At 63.9% G+C, this 23,658-nt stretch carries 21 protein-coding genes; 5 read left to right on the forward strand and 16 right to left on the reverse strand.

What is annotated here, in order from left to right; translation table 11 throughout:
- Nucleotides 1-46: 46 nt before the first annotated feature.
- From BN1188_RS02980 to BN1188_RS03040, 13 genes are all read right to left on the reverse strand, one after another.
- Nucleotides 47-1,237 (reverse strand): glycosyltransferase family 4 protein, encoded by a 1,191-nt coding sequence (locus tag BN1188_RS02980; protein WP_040259756.1) that lies wholly within the window; start codon nt 1,235-1,237, stop codon nt 47-49.
- A complete protein-coding gene (locus BN1188_RS02985) occupies nt 1,234-2,349 on the reverse strand; it encodes a glycosyltransferase family 4 protein (RefSeq protein ID WP_040259758.1) in 1,116 nt (371 codons plus the stop codon). The genes BN1188_RS02980 and BN1188_RS02985 overlap by 4 nt, the downstream gene beginning before the upstream one ends.
- Nucleotides 2,346-3,623 (reverse strand): hypothetical protein, encoded by a 1,278-nt coding sequence (locus tag BN1188_RS02990; RefSeq protein WP_052469129.1) that lies wholly within the window; start codon nt 3,621-3,623, stop codon nt 2,346-2,348. The genes BN1188_RS02985 and BN1188_RS02990 overlap by 4 nt, the downstream gene beginning before the upstream one ends.
- The gene (locus BN1188_RS02995; protein ID WP_232430889.1) at nt 3,589-4,899 is read right to left on the reverse strand and encodes a hypothetical protein; all 1,311 of its coding nucleotides are present in this window, start codon (nt 4,897-4,899) and stop codon (nt 3,589-3,591) included. Before BN1188_RS02995 ends, BN1188_RS02990 begins: the two co-directional genes overlap by 35 nt.
- Entirely contained in the window at nt 4,868-6,115 is a 1,248-nt protein-coding gene (locus tag BN1188_RS03000; protein ID WP_040259759.1) for a glycosyltransferase family 4 protein, read from the reverse strand. Before BN1188_RS03000 ends, BN1188_RS02995 begins: the two co-directional genes overlap by 32 nt.
- Nucleotides 6,112-7,143 carry a glycosyltransferase gene (locus BN1188_RS03005; RefSeq protein ID WP_052469130.1) on the reverse strand — a complete coding sequence of 344 codons (1,032 nt, stop codon included), beginning with the start codon at nt 7,141-7,143 and terminating at the stop codon, nt 6,112-6,114. The genes BN1188_RS03000 and BN1188_RS03005 overlap by 4 nt, the downstream gene beginning before the upstream one ends.
- Nucleotides 7,133-7,642: a transcription/translation regulatory transformer protein RfaH gene (gene rfaH, locus BN1188_RS03010; RefSeq protein WP_040259761.1), complete on the reverse strand. Its 510-nt coding sequence runs from the start codon at nt 7,640-7,642 to the stop codon at nt 7,133-7,135. The genes BN1188_RS03005 and rfaH overlap by 11 nt, the downstream gene beginning before the upstream one ends.
- Before the next feature lie 9 nt (nt 7,643-7,651).
- Nucleotides 7,652-8,437, reverse strand: coding sequence for a WbqC family protein (locus BN1188_RS03015; RefSeq protein ID WP_084596139.1), 786 nt, complete (start codon nt 8,435-8,437; stop codon nt 7,652-7,654).
- Between the two features lie 19 nt (nt 8,438-8,456).
- The gene (locus BN1188_RS03020) at nt 8,457-10,667 is read right to left on the reverse strand and encodes a polysaccharide biosynthesis tyrosine autokinase (RefSeq protein WP_040259762.1); all 2,211 of its coding nucleotides are present in this window, start codon (nt 10,665-10,667) and stop codon (nt 8,457-8,459) included.
- A gap of 70 nt (nt 10,668-10,737) precedes the next feature.
- Nucleotides 10,738-11,667 carry a glycosyltransferase family 2 protein gene (locus BN1188_RS03025; RefSeq protein WP_040259763.1) on the reverse strand — a complete coding sequence of 310 codons (930 nt, stop codon included), beginning with the start codon at nt 11,665-11,667 and terminating at the stop codon, nt 10,738-10,740.
- Nucleotides 11,664-13,187: a lipopolysaccharide biosynthesis protein gene (locus BN1188_RS03030; RefSeq protein ID WP_040259764.1), complete on the reverse strand. Its 1,524-nt coding sequence runs from the start codon at nt 13,185-13,187 to the stop codon at nt 11,664-11,666. Before BN1188_RS03030 ends, BN1188_RS03025 begins: the two co-directional genes overlap by 4 nt.
- Nucleotides 13,188-13,208: 21 nt before the next feature.
- The gene (locus BN1188_RS03035) at nt 13,209-14,324 is read right to left on the reverse strand and encodes a DegT/DnrJ/EryC1/StrS family aminotransferase (RefSeq protein WP_040259765.1); all 1,116 of its coding nucleotides are present in this window, start codon (nt 14,322-14,324) and stop codon (nt 13,209-13,211) included.
- Between the two features lie 61 nt (nt 14,325-14,385).
- Entirely contained in the window at nt 14,386-15,153 is a 768-nt protein-coding gene (locus tag BN1188_RS03040) for a hypothetical protein (protein ID WP_052469131.1), read from the reverse strand.
- Nucleotides 15,154-15,595: 442 nt separating this feature from the next.
- Here BN1188_RS03040 and BN1188_RS21555 point away from each other — a divergent pair, with 442 nt between their 5' ends.
- Nucleotides 15,596-15,799 (forward strand): hypothetical protein, encoded by a 204-nt coding sequence (locus BN1188_RS21555; protein WP_148485238.1) that lies wholly within the window; start codon nt 15,596-15,598, stop codon nt 15,797-15,799.
- Here BN1188_RS21555 and BN1188_RS03045 read toward each other — a convergent pair.
- From BN1188_RS03045 to BN1188_RS03055, 3 genes are all read right to left on the reverse strand, one after another.
- Complete coding sequence (locus BN1188_RS03045) at nt 15,790-16,587, reverse strand: carbon-nitrogen hydrolase family protein (RefSeq protein WP_040259766.1); 798 nt, start codon at nt 16,585-16,587, stop codon at nt 15,790-15,792. The two genes, BN1188_RS21555 and BN1188_RS03045, sit on opposite strands and share 10 nt — an antisense overlap.
- A 9-nt stretch (nt 16,588-16,596) precedes the next feature.
- The gene (locus BN1188_RS03050) at nt 16,597-18,279 is read right to left on the reverse strand and encodes a flavin monoamine oxidase family protein (protein WP_040259767.1); all 1,683 of its coding nucleotides are present in this window, start codon (nt 18,277-18,279) and stop codon (nt 16,597-16,599) included.
- A 157-nt stretch (nt 18,280-18,436) separates the two neighbouring features.
- Nucleotides 18,437-18,895, reverse strand: coding sequence for an Lrp/AsnC family transcriptional regulator (locus BN1188_RS03055; RefSeq protein ID WP_040259768.1), 459 nt, complete (start codon nt 18,893-18,895; stop codon nt 18,437-18,439).
- Between the two features lie 255 nt (nt 18,896-19,150).
- Between BN1188_RS03055 and BN1188_RS03060 the strand changes: the two genes are divergently transcribed.
- The 4 genes from BN1188_RS03060 to BN1188_RS03075 are packed head-to-tail and all read left to right on the forward strand — an operon-like array spanning nt 19,151 to nt 23,596.
- A complete protein-coding gene (locus BN1188_RS03060) occupies nt 19,151-20,602 on the forward strand; it encodes a UbiA family prenyltransferase (protein ID WP_040259770.1) in 1,452 nt (483 codons plus the stop codon).
- Complete coding sequence (locus BN1188_RS03065) at nt 20,599-21,909, forward strand: FAD-binding oxidoreductase (RefSeq protein WP_040259771.1); 1,311 nt, start codon at nt 20,599-20,601, stop codon at nt 21,907-21,909. Before BN1188_RS03060 ends, BN1188_RS03065 begins: the two co-directional genes overlap by 4 nt.
- Nucleotides 21,906-22,646: an SDR family oxidoreductase gene (locus tag BN1188_RS03070; protein WP_040259773.1), complete on the forward strand. Its 741-nt coding sequence runs from the start codon at nt 21,906-21,908 to the stop codon at nt 22,644-22,646. The genes BN1188_RS03065 and BN1188_RS03070 overlap by 4 nt, the downstream gene beginning before the upstream one ends.
- On the forward strand, nt 22,643-23,596 hold the full coding sequence (locus BN1188_RS03075; protein ID WP_040259774.1) for a lysylphosphatidylglycerol synthase transmembrane domain-containing protein: 954 nt from the start codon (nt 22,643-22,645) through the stop codon (nt 23,594-23,596). Before BN1188_RS03070 ends, BN1188_RS03075 begins: the two co-directional genes overlap by 4 nt.
- Nucleotides 23,597-23,658 lie beyond the last annotated feature (62 nt).

Below are 23,658 nucleotides of genomic sequence, written 5' to 3' on the forward strand. Positions count from 1 at the left end.
TAGGCCTTTGTCATTCGGGCGCGCACAGGTCAGTCAGGTCGGCCGCTCATAGCGCTGGTGCCGCCGTCTGAGCCGTCGCGAGGGCCAGGCGTGGAGCATTCGCCATGGGTGTCGGCAGCAAGGCCTCGGCGGCCCGGACCTCGACGAACTGGCGCAGTTGGCGTTCGAAACGCCGCTCATTGAACTGCTCGGCTTGCTCGCGGCAGGCCCGGGCGTCGATGCGGTACTGCTCGCGCTCGAAGGTCGCCACCGCGTCGATCAGGGCTTCGGTGCTTTGCCGCGGGTAGAACACCCCGGTGGGCGATGGGTCATCCAGGCCGCGCACGGTTTCCAGAACGCCGCCACGCCCGAAGGCGATCACCGGTGTGCCGCAGGCCTGGGCTTCCACCGGCGTAATGCCGAAGTCTTCTTCAGCGGCGAACACGAACGCCCGGGCGTTCTGTAGATGCTGGCGCAGCACTTCGAAGGGTTGCGGGCCGAGCACGCTTATGTTGGGCCCAGCCAGGGCGCGTACCCTGGCGAGCTCCGGGCCATCGCCGATCACCACCAGGCGTTTGTCCGGCATGGCCGAGAAGGCTTCCACGATCATCGGGATCTTCTTGTACGGCACCATGCGCGAGGCGGTGACGTAGTAGTCCTGCTTTTCACTGTTGAAGCTGAAGCCACTGGTGTCCACGGGCGGGTAGATCACGGTGGACGGGCGCCGGTAGGCCTTGTCGATACGCCGGCCGATGAACCGGGAATTGGCCACGAACTCATCCACGGCCGCGGCGGTACGCTGGTCCCACAGGCGCATGTAGTGCAGGATCATCCGCGCCAGCTTGCCCTTCAGGCCTTTGTGCAGGCCGCTTTCGGCCAGATATTGGTGTTGCAGGTCCCAGGCATAGCGGATGGGCGAGTGTACATAGGCAATGTGAAGCTGGTCCGGGCCGGTGAGCACACCCTTTGCCACGGCATGGCTGCTGGAAATGATCAGGTCGTAGCCGGAGAGGTCCAGCTGTTCGATGGCCATGGGCATCAGCGGCAGGTACTTCTGGTAATGCCGCCGGGCCTTGGGCAAGCGTTGTATGAAGGTAGTGGTGGCGCGCTTGCCACCCAGGCGGGCACGGTCTTCATCGCTGAGAAAATCGATGACCGAGAACAGGTCGGCCTGGGGCCATAGCTTGAACATGGACGCCAACACACGCTCGGCGCCAGCGAAGGTCACCAGCCAGTCATGGACGATGGCGATTTTCATTGATGCTCCCTGGCGCGCCGTTCGGCGGCCTTGATAGTGAGGATGGGCGAGGCGTTGCGGGTGCCTTGCAGCTGGTCGAGCCGGTCACTGATCAGGCGGGCCGAGGCTTGCCAACTGAAGCGGGCCACGTTGCGCATGCCAAGGGTGCGCAAGTGATCGCCGATGGTCGGGTTGTCCAGCACCAGGGCCATGGCCCGGGCCATCTGGTCCACATCCAATGGGTCGAAATAGAGCGCGCTCGATTGCAGCACCTCCGGCATCGATGCCGCGTTGGCGGCCAGTACGGGGCAGCCGCAAGCCTGTGCCTCCAGCGGTGGTATGCCGAAGCCTTCGTACAGTGAGGGGAATACGAAGGCGCTGGCCAGTTGGTACTGCTGGATCAGTTCGGTGTCGCTCAGGCGGCCAAGAAAACGAATGCGAGGGTCGCGCGTGGCCTGGCTGGTCAGGTCAGGGTCAGCGAAGATGCCGTTGGCGGCCCCCACGATCCGCAGTTCCACCTCCGGGTGATGCTCGATCTTCAGGAAAGCTTCGATCAGCCGGGCGAAGTTCTTGTGCGCGCTGGGCGAGGACACGGCCAGCAGGTAAGGCCGTGGGATCTCCAGCCGTCGCGGGCGAAAGGCGCCGCTCACGGCATTGGGCACCACCAGGATGCGTTGCCCGGGAATCCCGTAGAATCCGCCGATTTCTCGACGGGAAAACTCGCTGACAGTGATCAGGGTGTGGGCACGCTTGAGCATCAGCGGGGTCATGAGCCGGTAGGCGGTGCGAAAGGCCCAGCTATAGCTTTCCGGGTGGCGCACATAGGTGATGTCGTGGTGCGTGACCACCTGCCGTGGATAGAACAGCGGTGCGGTCGCGCACAGCGACAACAGCCAAGGCTTGCCTTGCCGACGTAGGTAGGCAGGCAGGTCCAGTTGTTCCCAGAGGTGGCCGCGGTGGCGGCCGATCACTTCGGCCTCGAGGGCCTTGGCGGTGTCCTTCATCCGGATGCCCGGGGGCGAAACGAAGACAAGGTCGTTTCGCTGGGCCTTGAGCGACAGGCAGATCTGCTCGGCGAACCGCTGCACGCCCCGTAGCTCCTGAGTCAGAAAGCGAGCATTGACGACGATCATCTTGTTACATCCTTGTGCGGCAATTCGTTTGCAAGCCGGCCGGTTGGCCCGCTCATGACATGTTCGAGTTTGATGAAGCGCGGCATGCCAGTGACGTCCACCGGGCCCGCCGGCGCGCCGGGCATGTTGAGCGTGACCTGGGTAGGCGCGCCCTGGGTCCAGACCGCCAGCAAACGTTGCTCGCCCTTGCCGAATATCAGCTGTACCACCTGCGCGGTGCCGGGCTCGACGGGCCGGGTTTCGGCTGGCAGGTAGCGGTATTCATTGAGCACCGGGGCGATGGCCTTGAGCGCGGCGTAGGCCGGCTTGGGGCTCAGGTCTTTGCGCAGCAGGCCAAAGTTGTGCTCCTGTTCGGCCGGGTCGCTGCCGTCATTGGCCAGGTCGTACCACCACAGCCCCTTGATCGCGGGCAACGTCTTGGCCAGCAGGTAGGCACGCGCCAGGTAGGTCGCCTGGGTGTCCTCGTCTATGCCGCAGGGATGCAGGCTGCCAGTGCTGTGCCAGGCCATTTCCGTGAGGTACAGCGGCACCGCCTGCCCGGCCACCGCGTCCAGGTGGGCGGACAGCTCGCGCATCCAGCCGATCCAATGCTCGGGGGTATTGCCACCGCCGGTTTTTTCGCAATGCACATAAGGGTGGAGGGAGAGGCCATCCACGTACTTCATGACTCCGCCCTGCAGCAGGCGGTCGGCGAAGCCAACCTTGATGCCATGGCTGGTCACCGCGCCGGCCAGGATGCGCGCCTTGGGGTCGATCTTGCGCAATTGACCGGACGTGTCGCGCACCAGCTCCAGGTAGGCGTCGCTGTAGGCCGGCGATACCGAGTCTTCCAGGTCCCACTCGTTGTATACCTCGTAGAAGCCTACCTGGCCCTTGAGACGCCGTGCCACGAAGTCCACGAAACGCGCGTAGCCCGCGCGCACGGTGGGGTAGATGGGCTTGCTGTCGCTGGAATAGAAACGGTTGCCGTAGCCCAGCATGAGGATGTTGTCCATGCCGCTGTCATGCTGGGCGGCCAGGTACTTGGTCCAGTCCGGCGAAATGCCCAGGACGCCTGGCTGCTGCTCCACCGTGGACCAGAACGCGTCGTCACGCACCGAGCGCACCCCGGCCTCGCGCATCAGGCCAAAGGGTGTACCCACCGGGCGCGGCAGATTGAACAGCCGGGTGTGTACCCCGACGATGAAATCCGGGGCGGCGGCCCAGGCGGGCAGCCCGCCGCTGAGCAGCAACAGGACGCTACAGAGCGCGTGGCGCAGGGAATACAGGGTCACGGGAGAGTTCTCGTAAATACTGCTCGAAAGCGGGGACGGAAGCGCGGGACAACAGGTGCGAAACGGCAATGCCCAGGAAGAGCGCGGCCACCGGTACCTCCAGCACATCAGTGGTCCAGCTGATCAGGGCGATGCAGAAGGTCAGGGTCATGAGCGCGCCGCTCATCCAGTCGCGCCGGGCGGCCAGGCCAGTGAGCAATGGCAGTAACGCGGCATAGAGCACGATGCCGCCAATGCCGAGGGTGGCCCACAGGTACAGCGCCGTGTTGTCGGTGACATAGGGCACATTGGCTGAATACACCGGGAACAGCGCCACGCTGCTGCCGATCATGCCGAACCCGGCGCCCAGTACCCCCCAGCCTTCCCGGTCGATGGCCTGGATCACCAGTGGCCAGGTGTTCACCAGGCGGTCGTAGAACGAGGACAGCATGGTATCGCCGGTGGTGGCATGGGCATCGAAGTCCAGCAGCACAGACAGCACCGGCAGGGCCAAGCCCAGCCCCACCACCAGCAGGAACAGCAGGCGGCACAGCAGCGGCCGGCGCAGGATGGGCAGCAGCAACAGCGAGCAGGTGAAGGCCGCCGCGGTAGATTTGTTGGTGGTCAGCAGTATCGCGCCCAGGGTGCTGGCGAACAGCAGCCCCATGAACAGGCGCGAGCGGGTGAAGGCGGTCAGGTACAGGGCATAGATCGCCATCATCATTGCCGCCGTGGTGGACATCCGCGCGAAGCCGCCCAGGCGATCGGTGCCGCCGGCGGACCAGGCCTGGTTGCCGCGCAAGGTGGTGTCGCCCAGGTTATAGCTGTAGCCCTTCCACGGCACGCTGGTGTACTTGTCCAGCAGGATGCCCAGCATCGAGGCCAGAAGACAGAGCGCGATCACCCAGGCCATCAAGTGTCGCTGGCGTTCCAGGTAGGCGCCACAGAGCATGCCGAACAGCAAGGGGCTGTAGATGAACAGGCTGAAACCGGCGTTGCTGGTGCTGGCGCCGTGCAGCATGCCCAGCAGGCTCGAGGCCAACAGCGACAACAGGGCCAGCCAGAAGCCGCGGCTCAGCCGCGCGCTCAGCAATTCCAGGCAGAACAGCGCCAGGCAGGCCACCTTGGGCAGGTACAGCAAGGCCGAGGCACCGGCCATGTCCAGGAAATAGCGCAGCGCGCCGGAAAAGGTCTCCACCCCGACCAGGCTGGCGGCTGTCAGCGCCATCAGCGTGGACTTGCGAAAAGCCAGGGCAGGCCGCCGCTCAGTCGCTGTGTACGGCAAGGTTGCTGCCATGACGTGGACGTCCTTTGATCACGACTTCGTTAAAGGTGTTCTGGTAAGCATCGAGCATGCGTTCCATGTCCAGGAGGTGCTCCACGCTGCAATGGGCCTGGTCGGTAAGCCGCTGGCGCAGGCTGTGGTCCCGGGCGATCCGGCCCATGGCCGCGGCCAGGGAGGCAGGCTGTTCGGGAAAGCAGAACAGGCCGTTGACGCCGTCCTGAACGATTTCCGTCAGGCCGCCGCGGCAACTGGCGATGACCGGAACCGAATGGGCGCAGGCTTCAACCGCCACCAGGCCGAAGGGCTCGTTCCAGAGAGAGGGCACCACCGCCACGTCGATGGCGCGATAGAAGTGTTCCGGTGATTGGTAGCCGACCAGGCGTATGCGCGGGTTGTCGCCCACTTGTGCCCTGAGCTCGGCCTCATAGGCGGCCTGGCCGCGTCCGGCGATATCCAGGGTCGCGGCCACCTCCAGAGCCTTGAACTGATCGATCAGCCAGCTCAGCCCTTTCTGTTCCGACAGAGTACCCATGTAGCCAAAGCGCACCGGCGCAGGCGCCGCCTCGGCCATGGGCTGGTAAGCAGCGACGCCGGTGTCCGCCCGAGGGCTGGCGCTGTAGACCACGCTGGCCTGCGCCTGGCCGAAGAAGCCGGCGGCGCGAACCCGCTGTAGCAAGAATTCGCTGACCCCAATCACCGCCGCCACCTGGCCCGAGCGTTCGGCGTGGCCTTGGCGCAGGCTTTTGCACAGTGTGCAGGGCGTCTTGCAGGGCGCGCCCTTCTTGAACATGTTGCTACCAGGGCAAAGCAGATAGAGGTCGTGCAACACCTGCACGATCGGAACCCCTGCCGCGGACACTTCATCCCATGCCGCCACAGACCAGCCGGCCAGGTTGTGGCATACCACCAGGTCCACTTTTTCCCGCTGGATCACTTCGCGCACGTACTGGCGCATCGCGCCGTTGTAGCGGTCGCGCAAGTGCCAGCCCAGGCGCGCCAGGGGGCCAGGGCGCTGGGGACTGTAGTGCCAATAGGTGTTGAGCAAGCCGGCGCGGTACACCTTCACCCCGCGCACCTCGCTTACATGCAGGCCGGGCTGCGGCCCGGTGGCCAGCACGCACACGTCATCGCCGCGCCGTTGCAGCCCCTCGGCAGTGCGTTGCAGTACGATCTCGGCGCCGCCGCCCACGTGAGGCGCATACAGGCTATTGATGAACAGTAACTTCATAGGGGGTAGGACTCGTGTGCGCCAAGGCGTCCGGACTCACCGTCACGGATGGCCTGTTCGATCAGGTTGAGCCGTTCCAGCGAGCCCTTGCGCCGGGCGACCTGGCGCAACAGGAACAGGAACAGCGAGCGATTCAGGGCGTACAGCCAGCCCGAGGCGGCCCAGACGTGCTTGTCGAACCAGGCCTGGTTGCGCGCGGCGTAATAGGCGCGAAACTCCGAATTGCCGAGCAGGAAGGTTTCGTAGATGTTCGCGGTGCGTGCCTTGATGTTCCACGAGTGCTCCAGGTCATCCAGCACGGCCTCGGTGGCGAGAAAGATATCGCCGCCGGACGCCGTGATGCGCCAGGTGTACTCGGTGTCGTCGGCGTACAGCAGCAAGTCTTCCAGGGGCAACCCGATGCGCTCGTAAAGCGAGCGGTGCGCCAGCAGCCCGCCGTAGGTGGTGAAAGGCAATCTCACCAGGCCAGTCGGGAGACGCTTGCCCTTGGGCCGCCCCCAGGGTGTGCGCCGCCAGACCTTGTATGGAAGCTGGGCCACGTGGAAGCCGAAGCAACTGGAGCGCCATTGCACCGCGAACGGCCGCGGCACGCCGGCGGCAATATCGGCCTGATGGGTAGGGCGAAAGCCGATCACCGCGGCCTTGTCCCAGCCGCGTCCCTGGGCGCACTCGAACAGGCGCTGGTGCAGCGCATCGATGGCCCCGGGCCTGGGCGCGTTATCGTCGTCCATCAGCCAGATGTACTCCGCGCCCCGTCTCAGGGCCGCCTCGATACCCACCCGATAACCCACGGCCGAGCCGGTATTGGTGGGCAGGTCAATGATCTCCACCTGGTCGGGCCAGGCTGCGCACAAAGCACGCAGGTTTTCGCTGGAGGCATTGTTGACCACGATCACCCGCTGGATACGCCAGTTGCTCAACGAGCGAGCCACCAACGTTTGCAGGTAGCTCAGGCGCTGGCCATAGGTGAGGGTCACCAGGGTGGTGGTGCCGCCAGAGCGGCGCTGCTGCCGGGCTTCAATACGCATGGCTGGCGACCCGCTGCAGGCTGTGCCGGGGCAGTACGACGCGCTGCTGGCGTTGCAGCAGGGTCAGCAGGATCACCGCGCGTTCATCGCCGTCGTTGCACAGGAAAATGGCCTCCAGCTCGCTGCCGCCAGCGATCACCCGCACCTTCTCGCCCTGCTCGAACGGCTGTGGCGCGGCATCGAGGGCCGCCCGCTGGCGGATGCCGGCGATCAGATGCTCGCTGACCGGGCACGGCTGTGGACCGAACGCCACGATCCGGCACACGCCACGGGTCGAACGGATCGGGTACCAGTTGGCGTCGCGCTCCATGCGGATGAACAGATAGCCCGGGAACAACGGTTGCTCAAGCAGGCGGTTTGCCCGTTGCGCGAGCGGTTGCAGCGGCCGATAGCAGGTGAAGCCCTGGCGAACCAGATGTTCCTCGGCCCGCGCTTCCTGGCGGGGCTTGGTCTGGATCAGGTACCAGTTGGCATTGGTGCGGGTGACAGTGGCGTCCATGGCAATGTCCTAGGCGAAGGGGTAGGCGGTGCGCGAGGCTACCGGTGAGGGTGCGGTTGCCGGCGTTGGGGCCGGGCGAGGCGCGGGCAGCAGCAGGTCGTACTCGTTCAGCCACTGGCGAACCTGGGCTACCGGGTTGAACATCAACACATCGATGATCGACAGACAGGGCACGAACGGCTGGCCGAACTGGGCGTAGGCGATGTCATGCATGCGGTGAAAGCGCAGGCTCAGGCCGGCCTGGCGGAAGCGATGTTCTTCATACAGGGCGCGCCCGCCGATAGCGTTGACGTAACGGTTTCCCCCCAGCCGGTGCATGGTCTTGACGACCCGGTCCTGCTTATCGGCGATATCGCGGATGCCCAGGCTGGACGCCAGCAGGATGGGTGTATCGATGCCAAGGTAGGCGCATACCTGGCGCAGGCTGTGTTCCAGGTAGCGGGCCAGGTTGCGCTCCGGGTAGCGCAGGCAGCTTTCCAGCAGCGGTAGCACCTGGGCCCGCTGAGGCGCGCGGGCATAGTGCAGGCTCAGGGTCTTGAGCAGGCTGTCCAGCGCGCCGCCAGCGGTGTCGGCCAGGCAGCGCTCATTGATGGCCAGGCCGTGGATGTCTCGCGCCAGTGGCAGGCTGAACAACCAGGGCTTGCCGCCGCACAGCACGCGGTTGCGATTGATCCAGCCGTCCTTGACGTACTGCAGGTCGTCGCCGAGCACGAACACGTCCGCGCCGGCGATCAGCTGGAAGTAGCCCAGGTAGGGGAACCAGTAGGGCTGCATCATGGCAATGGTGGTATTCATGCTGTCGGTCCTTCGCGCCTCAGGCGCGGCTGTCGCCGTAGTCGTATCCATAGGAGGCGCAGTCGTACTCGGCGGTGGACGCCTTGCGGATCACGCCGTTGAAGATCGCGCCCTTGAGTGACACGCCGTTCTGGGCCAGCCGCCGGCGCGCGACATCCACCTCCTTCACCGTGCTCTGGCCGAAGCGGCTGACCATCATGCAGGTGCCGGCCTGGCGACCTACGAGGGTGGCATCGGTTACCGCCATCACTGGCGGGGTATCGATGATCACCAGGTCGTAATGGGGTGCCAGGGCGTTCAGCAGGTCGCTGAAGTTCTGGTGCATCAGCAATTCGGACGGGTTAGGGGCCGCGTAACCGCAGGAGATGATCTGCAGGTTGTCCACAGGCGTGTCGTGCACTACTTGGGTGAATGGCAACTTGCCGGCCAAGGCGTCGGCCAGGCCGTGGCGCGGTTGCACGCCGAACTGCTGGTGCAGGTAGCCCTTGCGCATGTCGGCGTCGATCAGCAGCACGCGCTTGCCGGTCTGCGCGCTGACCACGGCCAGGTTGGCGCAGACGAACGACTTGCCCACCCCTGGGGTGGGGCTGGTGATCATCAGGACCTGGTTGGGCGCCTCGGCCATGGCGAAGTGCAGGCTGGTACGCAGACTGCGCAGCGCTTCCATGGTCGCTTCCCGTGGCGCCACTACCGCGAGCAGGCGTGACGGTGCCTGGCCCTTGCGGGTCTGCCCGCGGTTCAGGCGTTCCTGCTGGCGCGACAAGGGCAGCGAGGCATACACCGGCAAGCCGAGCTGCTCAACGCTCTCGGGGTTTTCCACACCCCGGTAGAACGCCTGGCGCAGGAAGATCAGCCCTACTGCCAGCAGCGCGCCGAGCACGGCGGCGAAGGCGACGATCAGCTTGCGCATGGGCTTGACCGGTTCTTCCACGTTGGCATCGGCCGCGTCGATGATGCGCACATTACCGATATTGCCGGCGCGGATGATGTCTTGCTCCTGCACGCGGTTAAGCAGGTTGGTGTAGGTCTGGGTGGTGACCTGCATGTCACGGGTCAGGCGCAGCAACTCCTGCTGGGTTTCAGGCAACTGGCCGACCTCGCCCTGCAGCTTGGCCTTCTGCGCTTCGAGCTGGCCGATCTGCTGGCTCAGCGCCACGGATTGCGGGTGCTGGCGGGTGTAGAGGCGGTCCAGGTCGGTGCGCTTGAGGCGCAGCTCCGACAGTTGATTGTCGTAGGCCACTACCTGGTCGAGCAGGGCGCGGGTCTGCTGGCCGATGTCCACGGCATGGGTGCGCAGCTGGAACTCATGCAGGGCCTGTTCGGACTTTTCCAGTTCGGCGCGCACCACTGGCAGTTGCGAGCGTAGGAAATCCAGGCGCTGGGCAGCTTCGGCTGAGCTGCGTTCCACGTTCTGGCGTACATAGCGGTCGCTCACTTCCTTGACCAGCATTACCGCGCGGGCCGGGTCCGCATCCTGGATGGAGAGGTAGACGATGCCAGAATCCTTGCCGGCTTCGCTGACCTTCAGGCGCTCCTGGTACTCCAGGGCGGTGGCCAGTTCCCGGTTGCGCACCAGACGGAACTCGGTGCCAGGCCGGGCCTGCAGCTCACTGACAGAAAGGCTCACGCCACCGCCCTGGCTGTCGCTGCCCACCTGGCCGCTCAACAAGGGCTGGCCGTCCGGGTCTTTCACGGTGTACTGGCCATTGGCGCCAACGGCAAGCGTCAAAGGCAGGCCAAGCAGCGCCTTGGGTACATCCAGCGCGTCCACGGTGATGCGCTCGCCGCCCCAGGCGAAGCGATCCAGCCCCAGTGGAGCGGCGGCCGGTTGGCCGTTGGCCGGCTTGAACTGGCGGGCATACCATTTGCCAAGGACCGGCAAGTAGCGTGGGGTCGCGACTATGTCCAGCTTGAGGTCAGTGATGACCCGGCCAAGCACCGCGCGAGACTTGATCAGCTCGATCTCCGTAGCGGCCTCGGAGACTGAGGTCGGCTTGCTGTTGAACACCGGGGTGGCATCCAGGCCGATTTTCTTGGGCTCGATCTGAATCATCGCATTGGCCTGGTAGACAGGCGTGGCGACCACCGCATAGGCAATGCCGAGCAGTGTGCACAGGCCCACCACCCAGGCGATCAGGACCTTGTGGTCGAACAGCATGCGCAGGATGCTTGCCACGTCGATGCGGCTGTCCTGGTGATATTCCAGGCTGGTACGAGGCATTGCGGTCATGGTCTTGCTCCTGGGCCAGGACTGACGGTGTTCACAAGGGGTTGCTGATGGGGAATGACGGGTTGCATGGCTAACCTCTCCCCACGGGCAAGGCCAGGCGGCGGCACAGGTTGCGGCTAACATTGGCCAGCATCAGCCCCAGGGCGCTGAGCTTTTGCCAAGGCGAAACCGCCGCCAGGGACAACCCGAACAGCTGGGTGACAAAGTGCTCGTAGAGGGCCTGCTGGCCGCGGTGGTGGTAGTAGTTGGCCAGGCAGGCGGCGGTTTGCAGCGACATGTGCAGCTTTTTTTTCTCGCTGCGCATGGAGAAGATTCCGCCGCTGTGCACCCGGTAACCTCCGGGCGCGATGTGTGACAGATACTTGCCCTTGCCGTGGGCGCCGAGCAGTGACCACCAGCACACGTCCATCAAGGGCGCTTGTTCCAGCTCCCGGGGTAGCTCGCGCAGGACGTTGCGGAAGCAGGCGGTAAGGGTGGAAATTCGCCTGCCTTGCATTAGTTCCAGGGCCGTGGCGTCGCGCTGATAGGCGCGGCCCAGTTGCAGGCCCAGTTCGCCGCGTTCGCTTACCATCACGGCATCGTGATAGGTGATGACGTAATCGGGATGGTGCTCGAGGAAATCCACCTGCTTTTGCAGCTTGAGCGGGTCAGTCCAGTAGTCGTCGCCATCGCAATATGCCAGGTAGCGCCCCTTGGCCAGGTTGAACAGCGCAGGGAAGAAAAGCTTGCCCTGCTGGTACTGGTTCTGTTCATGCAGTACCGGGCGGATCAGCTTCGGGTAGCGCTGGGCATAGGCCTGGATGATTTCCCGGGTGCCGTCGCTGGAGGCATCGTCGTTGATCAGGATTTCAAAGGGGAAATCCGTGCGCTGGGCCAGGAAGCTGTCCAGCGTGGCGGCGATGAACGCACGCTGATTGAAGGCCGGGCAAAGGATGCTGAGCAGGGGAACCCTTGCCTCGCCCCAGCGCTGCATGATGTCTTGTTCGGTTCGAATGTTCATCGTCCTACACTCGGTTTGCTGAACAGAAGAGCCACCCTGGCGGTCAGCAGGCGGTCACTGCCGACCACCAGCGCGAGGGTTCCCAGGCCGCACAGGGCCAGGCCGGCGAAAGTCAGCAGGCGATCCTCGCCCGCCATCGAGCGCACGATCGGCTCGGTCAGCCCCAGGCCAAGCAGGGTCATCAGGCTGATCCGCAGGATGTCGCGCAGCCACGCGCCGTGTATTTCGGGAGCCAGGTGCTGGTGCACCACCCTTGGCCAGATGGCGAAGGACAGCAGGCGCAGCACGAACCAGGCCGCCGCCGCGCCCAGCGCGCCACAGCTGTCGATGGCCAGGCACATCACCGGCACGGTGACCGCGGCCGACACCAGGCTGTACCAGACATGCAAGCGGATCCGCCCGTAGGCGTACTGCAGGTGATACTGGAAACTGCTGGCGGCCATGATGGCGCTGCCCAGCGCGTACCAGAACAGGATCGGCTTGCCCCAGTCGGCGGCGGCGCGGTCACCGCTCCAGGCGTAGAGCAGGTCCCCGGCGTGCACCGCCATCACGCTGGCCAGGGGAAACAGCAGCGTGCAGGTAAAGCGGCTGGCCGCCAGGTAGAGCTGGTGCATGTCGCCGTGACGGCCTTCGGCCAGGAGCACGGTCATGCGCGGCAGCAAGGTTTGCACCAGGGGGTTGATCAGCATCAGGATGCCGGTGGTCATCAGCGCCACCAGGGAGAAGTAACCGTATTCGGTCAGCAGCAGACGCTCGGAGAGCAGCATCTTGTCCAGCTGGGTGAGCACGATCCACAGCACCGAGGTGAACGAAAGGCTCAGGGCGAAGGGCACGATGGGCTTGACCAGGGCCCAGTCGAAGCCGCTGAACCAGCGCGGCGCGGGCAGACGGCCGTAAGCCTTGGTGGCGAAGATCAGGGTTTCGATCAGCGCCACGGCGAGCTGGAACTCGAAGAACACCAGGGCGTCCTGGGACACGAAGGCCACCAGGAACAACCCGCCGAAATAGCGCAGGGTAGTGATCACTACGTTGGCGCCGTTGAGCCAGCCGTGCAGTTCCAGGCCTTGCAGGCCGCTCTTGTAGAGGGTGGCGTACAGGCGCAGGGCAACCATCCAGCCCATGAGCACGACACAGTGCACGATGGTGTCGGTCGGCAGTGCCTGGGCGTTGAGCCAGTGGGCGGCGATCCATGGGCTGCCCGCCTGGATGCTGGCCACCGTGGCGACGCACAGAGGCAGGAAGATCAGCTCGAAGGAGCGCAGCAAGCCGCCACTGCCGCGACCGGTCGAGGGGCCGGCATGGTGGTGGTGGGCGATCTGCCGTACCAGGGACGGCGACAGGCCGACGTCCAGCAACTGCAGCCAGGTCTGTAGCACCGTGTAGAAACCGATCAGGCCATACACCTCGGCGCCCAGGTGGCTGAGGTAAAAGGGCATGATCAGAATGCCGATCAGCAGCGCATAGGCCTGGCCAACGTAGTTGAGCGTGGTGTTCTGGAAAATCGATCGTTTGCTGTTCATGACCAGCCCGGCGACTGTCGGTTAAAGGGCGCGACGCAGAGGCGCGACGTTGAAGCGTGGCGACTCGCACTGGCGTAGCAGGGTTTCGACGATGCGTTGCTGGGCAGGCTTGGCCAGGCCGGGGTAGATGGGCAGGCAGAGTACCCGGGCGGCAAGCTGGCGCGAGACCGGCTGCGGCAATTGCGGCTGCAGGTAGTCGATGGTGTCCAGGGACGGATAGAAATAGCGCCGGGGATTGATGCCCGCTTCCTGCAGGGCTGCCCGGGCCGCGAGCATGTCTAGGTGGCTGGCCAGGGCGATCGGGAAATAACTGTGGTTGAGCTCGCTCAGGGCGGTGGGCTGTTGCAGTTGGAGGTAGTCACCCAGGCTGCGCTGGTAGAAGTCGGCGATCTGCGCTCGCTCCTCGAGGATCAACGCGATGTCGTCGAGCACGCACAGGCCCATGGCGGCCGAGAATTCGTTGAGCTTGGCATTGGTGCCCAGACCTTCGATGGTTTCGTAGTCGGCGATGCCGAAGTTGATCATCAGCCGCACCCGCTCGGCCAGGTCGTCATCGTTGGTTACGATGGCGCCGCCTTCGATGGTGTGGAACAGCTTGGTGGCATGGAAGCTCAAGGTACTGACATGGCCCCGGTTGAGCACCGACCGGCCCGCATGAAAGCTGCCGAACGCGTGGGCGCCGTCGTAGATCACTGCCAGGGCATGACGCTGGGCGATGCTGTCGATGGCATCGGCCGCGCAGGGGTTGCCGAACACATGGGTGGCCACGATGGCGCTGGTATCGCTGGCCAGGCTTGCCTCGATGCGGGACGGGTCCAGGTTCCAGGTGGCCGGGCAGATGTCGGCGAACACGGGGCGGATCCGTTCCCAGTGCAAGGTGCTGCTGGTGGCGATGAAGCTGAACGGGGTAGTGATGGCGCTGCCGCGCAAGCCCAGGGCGCGGTAGGCTACTTGCAAGGCCATGGTGCCGTTGTTCACCAGCACGATGTTGCGCACGCCCAGGTATTCTTTCAGGCGCTCTTCCAGCTCACAGCACAGTGGGCCCTGATTGGTGAGCCAGCGTGAGGCATAGATGCCGTCGACGTAGGCTTTGAATTTTTCAAGATTGCCCATGTACGACTTGGTGACATTGATCATGGCTCTTCCTTGCGCAAAGCTTGCGCGGCTGGCTGTGGGGCTGCAGTGCGGACCAGGGAGATCAAGCGGCGGTGTCGGAGCGGGCAACGCTGCGTCGGGCGCGTTGCTGGTTGAGCGTGAGGATCAGCCGCGTAGCCAGGCTGCCGGCATGTGGATCGCCGTAGTGGAACAGGGCGGTGGCGCGCCTGAGATGCGGATCACAGGGCTGGTTGGCATGCAGGCTGCGGTAGCCCCAGAAGAGGTAGAGGTTGCCGGGCACCAGGGGCAGGGTACGCGGCTTGAGCCAGCCGGCATCGATGCCGCGACAGATCAAGCGGCGACTGAGCCTGTTCTGCAGTACCGCTTTCTCGGCTACGTTCAGGGCCACGCTGGCGCGCACCGGGCGCAGATTGGGAAACAGCACCAGGTCGCCGCGCTGTTGGCCTTCTTCGGGAATGAAGACGGGTACCAGCAGCGTGATCAAGGTGGCGTCGTAATGGAAGGCATTGGATTCACGGGCGCCACTACCGCCCTGGACGCAGCGCAACACCGGGAAGATCTCGCGGCTGGCGGCGCTCGCGCCCGTGGCATGGCGGTGCAGGCGGTCCAGCAAGGTGGCCAGTTCGGGCGAGGCGGCTAGCCGCGCCATGGGGCTGTCGGCAAGCGCGTCCAGGCCGTGATAGGCGAAGTACCGGCCGTTGTGCTGGCTGGCGTGCCGCTCGACGTAATGGCGCATGTCTGCCAGTTCATTAGCGCAAAACGCCTGTTCGATCACGGCATGGCCACGCTGGTCCATATCGTGGACCAACAGCGCGATGGAAACCGGGTCATAGCGAAAAGTTGGCGACATGACAAGACACTCTATCCGTGAATGAACTTTATTTGCAGCCGAAGTGCGAACTTCGGCCAAAGCTACCGCCAGCCCAGCTGATAATTAGCAGGGCGACTTGGTAATACCGCACGCGAATTTCGCGGCAACGCCAAGGGCTCTTCCATTGAAGTTGGGCAGCATTTGAACGTTACAAAACTTCAGGTAAGCCGAAGTCCTTCATGCTAAAAACACCAGCATTTAACGGGGGCTGCCTTAGGACACTTGCGGGGATTTTCTTCTGCGGGACTTCATGGCCCGGTCCGAGTCTTTGCCCGGATGAGTGATATATCGTTTTTTCCTGTTGGGCTGTCAATCGTTTCCGTCGAAAAAACAGCTAGAAGCCTTCCATTTTTCCATGAGACAATATAACTCATTGATCCATAACGATATTTTAATTTGACGCCATCTAAATGATGTCATTTTGGCTTTTGATGATGGCTCCGACCTGAAAGGCATTGTTTTTACAGTTGAAAAGCACGGCAACCGCTGGAATTGCTGGCTTTCCCAGGTGTGGCGGAGAAAAAATCGTTCGCTGGCATGGCCAAAACTTTGGCGACGGGTTGCCAGCGAAGGCCTCATGCTGAAATCAGGCCGTGCCGTTAAGTTGACATCACGTCAAGGGTGATCATACAGGTCAGGTCGCCGGTCTTGGAGATAAGGGGTCGAGGCTCGAAGCTTCGCGAGATGGTTGCGGTCCAGATCCGCCACTAACAGGCACTCCTTGGCCTGGGCCTGGGCCGCGGCTACGATCTCGCCAGCCGGCCCGCTCAGGCTACTCAGGCCGCAGTAATGCAGGTCTGCTTCAACCCCACAGTAATTGGCATAGGCGAGGTAGCAGCCGTTTTCGTAGGCACGGGCACGCACGGTGACCTGGGCGACGAACTCGAAGCCCGCCATGTTGGCGGTGGGCACCAGTACCAGCTCGGCCCCGGCCAGGGCCAGTTGTCGCACGGCTTCGGGAAACTCCACGTCGTAGCAGATCAACAGGCCCAGTGACCAGCCATGAAGCTGGACCACGGCGAAGCCTCCATCGCCCGGGCTGAACATGGCGCGGTCCAGCGCCCCAAACAAGTGTGCCTTGCGGTAGTCCAGAAGCCGCTGGCCTTGGGCATCCACCAGTTGCGCCGCGTTGTACACGGCCCCGTGTTCGCTCGCCTCGGGGTAGCCATAGGCGATGGCGATGCCTTGAGCCCGGGCGATGCTGGCCACCGCCTCCGGCAACTCGCCATCCGGGGGCTGGGCCAGCGCTTGGGCGGCCGAGGCGCCAATGTTGTAACCACTGAGGAACATTTCCTGGAACACCACCAGGTGCGCGCCCTGGCGAGCCGCCTCGGCGGCCCAGTGCCCGAGGCGACGCAGATTATGCTCGCTCGATCCAGGCCCGGCGGGCCCCTGGTAGATGGCAATGCGCATAAGGGAACCTCAATCGGGCAGGGCGACAGGGCCCAGGCTGTCGAAGAGATCGCCCGGGCCTGGGTTGTTGGGCGAAGTCTTGCCGCCAAAATGATTCATGATGCCCCATACGGCATTGAGTGACGTCTGTACGGCGCCCTCCACCCAGGCGGGTGTCCAGGACACGTCGTCGCCCGCAATGAAGATGCCGCGTTGCTCGGCGGGCATGTCCTTCTGCACGAAATGGGCGTACATGCGCTGGTTATAGCGGTAATGGCCCGGCAGCGCGCCTTTGAACGCACCGAGGAAGTGCGGGTCCGCCTCCCAGGAAACGGTAATGGGGTCACCAATGATGTGCCCGGCAATGTCTACGGTAGGGTAGATCTTCTTCAAGGCATCCAGCGCCAGCTTGACCCGCTTCTCTACGGGGTGAGGCAACATCTTGAGGGCGTCACTCATCCATGAGTAGGACAGGCAGATCACTCCCGGTTGGCCTTCGCCATTGTCGAACAGATAGGTGCCACGGGTAAGGCGGTCGGTCAGGGTCATGCTCATGGTATCGCGCCCGGTGACCGGGTCCTTGTCCTTCCAGAAAGGGCGGTCCACCATCACGAAGGTCTTGGACGACTGCATATAGCGGGTTCGATCCAGGGCCATCCACATCTTCTGGGAGAACAGCGATTCCTCACATTCGATCTGGGTGGTCAGCAACCAGCTCTGGCAGGTCGCGAGAACCGCCGGGTACACCCGCGTGTGGCCCCACACGTCAGTGACCGCGAACTGGCCGTTGGCTGCCCGCGCCACTTTCTGCACGCCGCAGCGTGGCGCCCCGCTGTGCAGGCTGCTCAGGCTGGTGCCGGCGGGCCAGTGGGCGCAGCGCTCGGGCGCGTGCCGCCAGATGCCCAGCGGTACCTGTTCCACGCCACCGACGACCAGATGCTGATGGTCGTCGCAGTTGGTCATCACCACGCGCAAGATTTCCAGCATGGAATTGGGGAAGTCTGAATCCCAGCCGCCAGTGCCGAAGCCGACCTGGCCGAACACTTCCCGATGCTGGAAGCTCAGCCCGGCGAAGGAGCGCGAAGTGGCGACAAAATCATAGAAGGTACGGTCATCCCACAAAGGTACCAAGGTATCCCATAGTGCCTTGAGGCGCGCTGTGTCACGGTCGCGGATGGCCTGCTGGATCTCGCTGAAGTGAGCGCGTTCTTCCAGTGCGTCGGCCCAGGCGTCGGCCACTTCCTGGAACAGCGGCGGCAGCTCGGAGGCGCTTTCGGCATAGTAGGTTTGCCCCTCCAGATCGATAACGGTGCTCCCGGAAGCCGCGGTCAGCGGGTTGGGGAAGGGCCGGGTTTCCAGGCCGAGCAGGTCCACGTAATGGTAGAAGGCGGTGGAGGATACGGGAAAACGCATGCCCCCCAGCTCGGCGATGATGCCCTCGGCACCTTCGAAGGGCTGCGAACGCAACCGGCCACCCAGGCGCGACGCTTCATACACCACCGGCCGCAGGCCCAGCTTCATGAGCTCGTAGGCGGCCACCAGGCCCGCGATGCCGGCGCCGATAATCGCCACTTCCTTGCCGTGATTGGCTTGCGGAATGCTGCCGAGACCGTCCGGATGGGTGATCCATTGGTCAAACGGGAAGGGAAAGTCCGGGCCGAACACGGTAATCGGCTTGTCGGAGCCAGCAGGATGGCGGTTGGGCTTGAGCATGGGCACCTCGCGGGGTTGCGATCTTGTCAGTATAGAAAGCGATGCCCGGCATTCTAGGTAGGTGCGCGCACGTTATTAAGACGCAGATTGTCGTCTAAATGATCGTTTATCGGTCATTGTGATGCGAGAGTATGCCATTTTGTAACGCTGGCATCTATCAGCCGCGCCCGCGGTCGATCTTGGTGCTCAGGATGATCGAGGTGGTGGTCTTGTCCACACCCTCGATGCCGCCGATCTGGTCCAGCAATTCATCGAGCTGTTCCGGCGAATCCGTATGCAGCCAGGCCACATAATCGAACTCACCACTCACGGCGCACAATTGCTGGATCTGCGCCATGGCGCCGAGACGCTTGAGCACATCGCGGCCAGCCTTGGGCTGCACGGTGATGCCGACGTAGGCTTGCAGCCCGCCGCTCAAGGCGCGCTGGGCCAGGCGCACGCCGTAGCCAACGATGACGCCGGTACGTTCCAGGCGGGCGAGGCGGGCAGTAACGGTGGTGCGGGCAATGCCCAGTTTCCGAGCCAAGGTGGCGACGCTTTCGCGGGCGTTCACCTGCAGGGCGGCAATCAATTGACGGTCAACCCCGTCGAGGGCAAAGGCGCTATGGTCGGTCATTGGATCTCAACGGATGGAGGCATAGGGCTATCCTAGTAAACCGCGACCCGGCAGTCACTCTCTATCGCAGCAAAATACAAAATACCGACGAAACTCTTTTGCGTCGCCTTTTGACAACGGTCGGCAACTAACAGGTTATTTTCGTTTTTTTGGCGCCAACGTTATGGCGAAATGCCATCTACCTATTTATTAATTTGAAGTGGCAATTAAATAATAATCGCTATAGTCGCGTCTGATTCAGCAGGAGCGATCGACATGGCATTGACGCAAGGAAAGTTGTTAGACGCCGTGCCCCCTTTGATAGTGGATCTGGACGGAACACTTTTACGTTCAGATCTATTACTTGAAACCTTCCTAGCCTATGTTCGGAAAAAACCAACCGGGGTTGTTTCCGTTCTTGGCTGGTTGCGTCAGGGCAAGGCCGAACTCAAGGAAGGGCTGGCTCTGGCCGCTGAGCTGGATGTAGCCGTGCTGCCCTACGATCCCGAGGTGCTGGGGTTGATCCGCCAGGCTCGGCGAGAGGGGCGTGAGGTGGTGCTGGCCACCGCCAGCCATCGTACCTTGGCCGAACGCATCGCCGCGCACGTGGGGGAATTCGACGATGTGTTCGCCAGCGAGCAGGGCCTGAACCTTTCCGCCGAGCGTAAACGGGCCCTGCTGGTAGCGCGCTATGGGGAGGGCGGCTTCGATTACCTGGGCAACTCTCGGGACGACCTGGCGGTATGGCCCAGCGCCCGAGAAGCGATAGTGGTCAACCCTGACGCCGGGGTCGAGCGCAAGGCTCGGCGGCTCGCCCAGGTAAGCCAGGTGATCGATTCCAACCCGCCGAGCCTGCGTCTTTGGTTCAAGGCGCTGCGCCTGCATCAATGGATGAAGAATCTGCTGATCTTCGTCCCGCTGCTGGCGGCGCACCTGCTCGGTCAACCGCAGCAGTTGCTCAACGGAGTACTGGCGTTTTTCTGCTTTGGCCTGTGCGCTTCCAGCGTATACGTGCTCAATGATTTGCTGGACCTGAACGACGACCGCCACCACCGCACCAAGCGCAACCGGCCCTTCGCCAGTGGGCGCCTGCGCCTGGGCCATGGACTGCTGGCAGTGCCCTTGCTGCTTACGGCGGCCTTTGGCGCCGCGGCCATGCTGCTGCCGTGGCAGTTCAGCGCGGTGCTGGGCGCCTATTACCTGCTGACCCTGGCCTATTCCCTGTACCTCAAGCGGCAGATGACGGTGGATGTGATTGTGCTGGCCATGCTCTACACGGCGCGGATCATCGCCGGCGTGGCCGCCTTCAGCGTGCCGCTGACGTTCTGGATACTGGCGTTCTCCATGTTCATCTTCCTCAGCCTGGCATTGGTCAAGCGCTACGCCGAACTGCGCGAAGCGCGTTCGCGCGACATGCACGCCATGACCCGCGGCCGCGGTTATTACCCCGGCGACCTGGACATGATCGCTTCCCTGGGCGCCGCCTCTGGCTACCTGTCAGTGATGGTGCTGGCGCTTTACATCCATGATGGCGCCACGGCGTCCTTGTACGCCTTTCCCCATGTGATCTGGCTGGCCTGCCCCTTGTTGCTGTTCTGGATCACTCGGGTATGGATGCTGACTCATCGCGGCGAAATGAACGACGATCCGGTAGTGTTCGCCATTCGCGACCGTATCAGCCAGGTAATCGGCCTGTTGTTCGGTGTCGTGTTCTGGGTAGCCACATGAGCCTCAACTCCTGGGGGCGGGTGCCGCATGCACCGCAACAAGGCCACGGTTGCGGCTGGCGTAGCGAGCTGGCAAAGGCCGCGGCTCGGGTAGTGAAAGGTCATGGCAGCACCCTGCCGTATGGCAATGGGCGCAGCTACGGTGACAGTTGCCTGGCCAGCAGCGACCAGGTGCTGACCATGCGCCGGCTGGACCGGCTTATCGAGGCAGACTGGGCCGCGGGGGTTGTCGAGGTCGAGGCCGGCATGACCCTGGCCGAACTGCTGGCGCTGGCCATCCCTCGCGGGTGGTTTCTGCCGGTAACTCCAGGAACCCAGTTCGCCACCGTGGGCGGCGCCATCGCCAATGACGTGCACGGCAAGAACCATCACCGCCGCGGCACTTTCGGCCATCACCTGATCAGCTTCAGCCTGTTGCGCCATGGGGAGGGATCGCTCCATTGCAGCCCGGACGAGCAGGCCGAACTCTTCGCCGCCACCATCGGTGGGCTGGGGCTTACCGGGATCATCTGCGCGGCGCGCATTCGCTTGATCCCCATTCGCGCCAGCCAGATCGACACCCAGACGGTGCGCTTCGGTGGGTTGGATGAATTCTTCGCCCTTTCCGAAACCCTGGACAGCCAGCACGAGTATGCCGTGGCCTGGGTGGATTGCCTGGCACGCGGCGCTCAGCGCGGGCGTGGGGTATACATCGTGGGCGACCATGCCGCCTATGGGTCTCTGGATACAGGCGGCCAGCCCAGGTTGCGGGTGCCGCTGACGCCGCCGGTATCCTTGGTGAACCGCTATTCCCTCAAGCCATTCAACAGTCTGTACTGGCATGCGCATCCCAAGGTACTGACCCAAGGGCGCAGCCACTACGAGCCTTTCTTCTACCCATTGGACCAGATTCTGCACTGGAACCGCATCTACGGCCGGCGAGGCTTCCAGCAATACCAGTGCGTGCTTCCTGAACGTAGCGCCAGGGCGGCGCTGGGACAGTTGCTCGAGCAGATCGCCGCGGCCGGAGAAGGCTCTTTCCTCGCGGTACTCAAGCGTTGCGGCCACTTGCGTTCGCCTGGCTTGCTGTCCTTTCCAATGGCCGGTGTGTCCCTGGCGCTGGACTTCCCGCAAAGCCCCGCGTTGGGGGAACGTCTCTTTCCCCGGTTGGACGCGCTGGTCCGTGAAGCCGGCGGCCGCCTCTATCCGGCCAAGGATGCGCACATGAGCGGCGCCGATTTTCGCCATGCCTACCCGGCCTGGGAGCGCGTCGAAGCCCTGCGCGACCCCACGCTGATGTCTCGTTTCTGGAACAGGGTCACCCAATGAAAAAAGTGCTGATCATCGGCGCCACCTCCGGCATCGCCAGCGCCTGCGCCCGCCTCTGGGCGGTGGAGCGCTGCGAGTTCTTCCTGGTGGCGCGCAATGTCGAAAAGCTGGAGTTGACCGCCAGCGACCTGCGCGCCCGTGGCGCTGGCCCTATCCACACCCATTTGATGGACGCTACCGCCTTCGCTGCCCATGCCGCGATGATGGCTGCCTGCCTGGCCGCCCTGGGGCAGATCGACATTGCCCTGATCGCCCATGGCACGCTGCCGGACCAGGCTGCGTGCGAGCAGGACGTGACCACCGCCATCAAGGAGTTCACCAACAACGCCACCTCGGTGATCGCCCTGGGCACCTTGCTGGCCAACCATTTCGAGCGCCAGCGCTGTGGCACCCTGGCGGTGATTTCCTCGGTGGCCGGCGACCGGGGCCGAGGCTCCAATTACCTCTATGGTGCGGCCAAGGCAGCGGTGACCACTTTCTGCGATGGCTTGCAGGCGCGCCTGTTCAAGGCAGGTGTGCACGTGGTGACCATCAAGCCAGGCTTCGTCGATACTCCCATGACCCAGGGCCTGCCACTGCCCGCGGCCCTGGTAGCCAGCCCGGCGGCGGTGGCGCGACGGATCGTGCAGGGCATCGGTGCCCGCGCCTCCACGCTCTATGCGCCCGGGTTCTGGGCGCTCATCATGTGGGTGATCCGTGCCATTCCGCAGCCGTTGTTCAAGAGGCTCAAACTGTGACCGCCCTGGCCGCCGGCGGCACCTGGCAGTACCGGGCCGTGGCGCTGTCCGTGGTGGCCTCGGCGTTGGGTTACCTGCTGTTTTCGCTCTGGGCCGGTTGGCAGCCGGTAAGCCATGCGGTGCTGGCCGTGGGTCTGGGCGGCACCTTGCTGGCCTTGGGCATGTCCCTGGTGAACTACGGTCTGCGTTTCATTCGCTGGCAAACCTACCTGGGGCTGATGGGGCACAGGGTGCCCTGGGCCACCAGCTGGCGCATCTACCTGGCCGGCTTCGCCCTGACCACCACCCCAGGGAAGGCCGGCGAAGCGCTGCGCGGGGTGCTGCTCAAAGACCATGGTGTGCCTTGGCCGACCAGCCTTGCGGCCTTCTTCAGCGAGCGGCTTTCGGACCTCTTCGCCGTAGTGCTGCTGACCCTGTTCGGCCTTAGCCTTTACCCCGAAGCCAAGCCGCTGATCTTCCTGGGGCTGGGCCTGGTGGGTGGCGGCTTGCTGGTGCTTTCCCAAAGCCGCCTGCTGGCCTGGGTCGGACGCTGGCTCGCCATGCAGTCTGGCCGCTGGGCACGCTTGCTTGGCACGCCGCTGCAGATCGTGCTCGAAGCCCAGCGCTGCCATCGCCCGGCCATGCTTGCCTGGTCCACCGTCCTTAGTGTGCTGGCCTGGAGCGCCGAGGCGCTGGCCTTTCATTGGATCCTGCAGTGGATGGGCGCGGATGTGCCCCTGGCCTTTGCCGTGTTCGTGTACGCCCTAGCCATGCTTGCCGGCGCGATCAGTTTCATGCCCGGCGGGCTGGGCGGCACCGAGGCGGTGATGGTGGGATTGCTGGTGTGGAAGGGCATGTCCGGCGCCGACGCCGTGGCCGCCACCGTACTCATTCGCTTGGCTACCCTGTGGTTCGCGGTGGGGCTGGGCGCGCTGATGCTGATGCGCGGTCGCCGCGATGCGCGCGCTTGAATCGTTCAAGGAGATGACACCCGTGAAGCAAGGACCCTTCGCTTACCCCCTTGGCCCCCGGG

The sequence above is a fragment of the Pseudomonas massiliensis genome (assembly GCF_000826105.1).
Taxonomy (GTDB): Bacteria; Pseudomonadota; Gammaproteobacteria; order Pseudomonadales; family Pseudomonadaceae; genus Aquipseudomonas; species Aquipseudomonas massiliensis.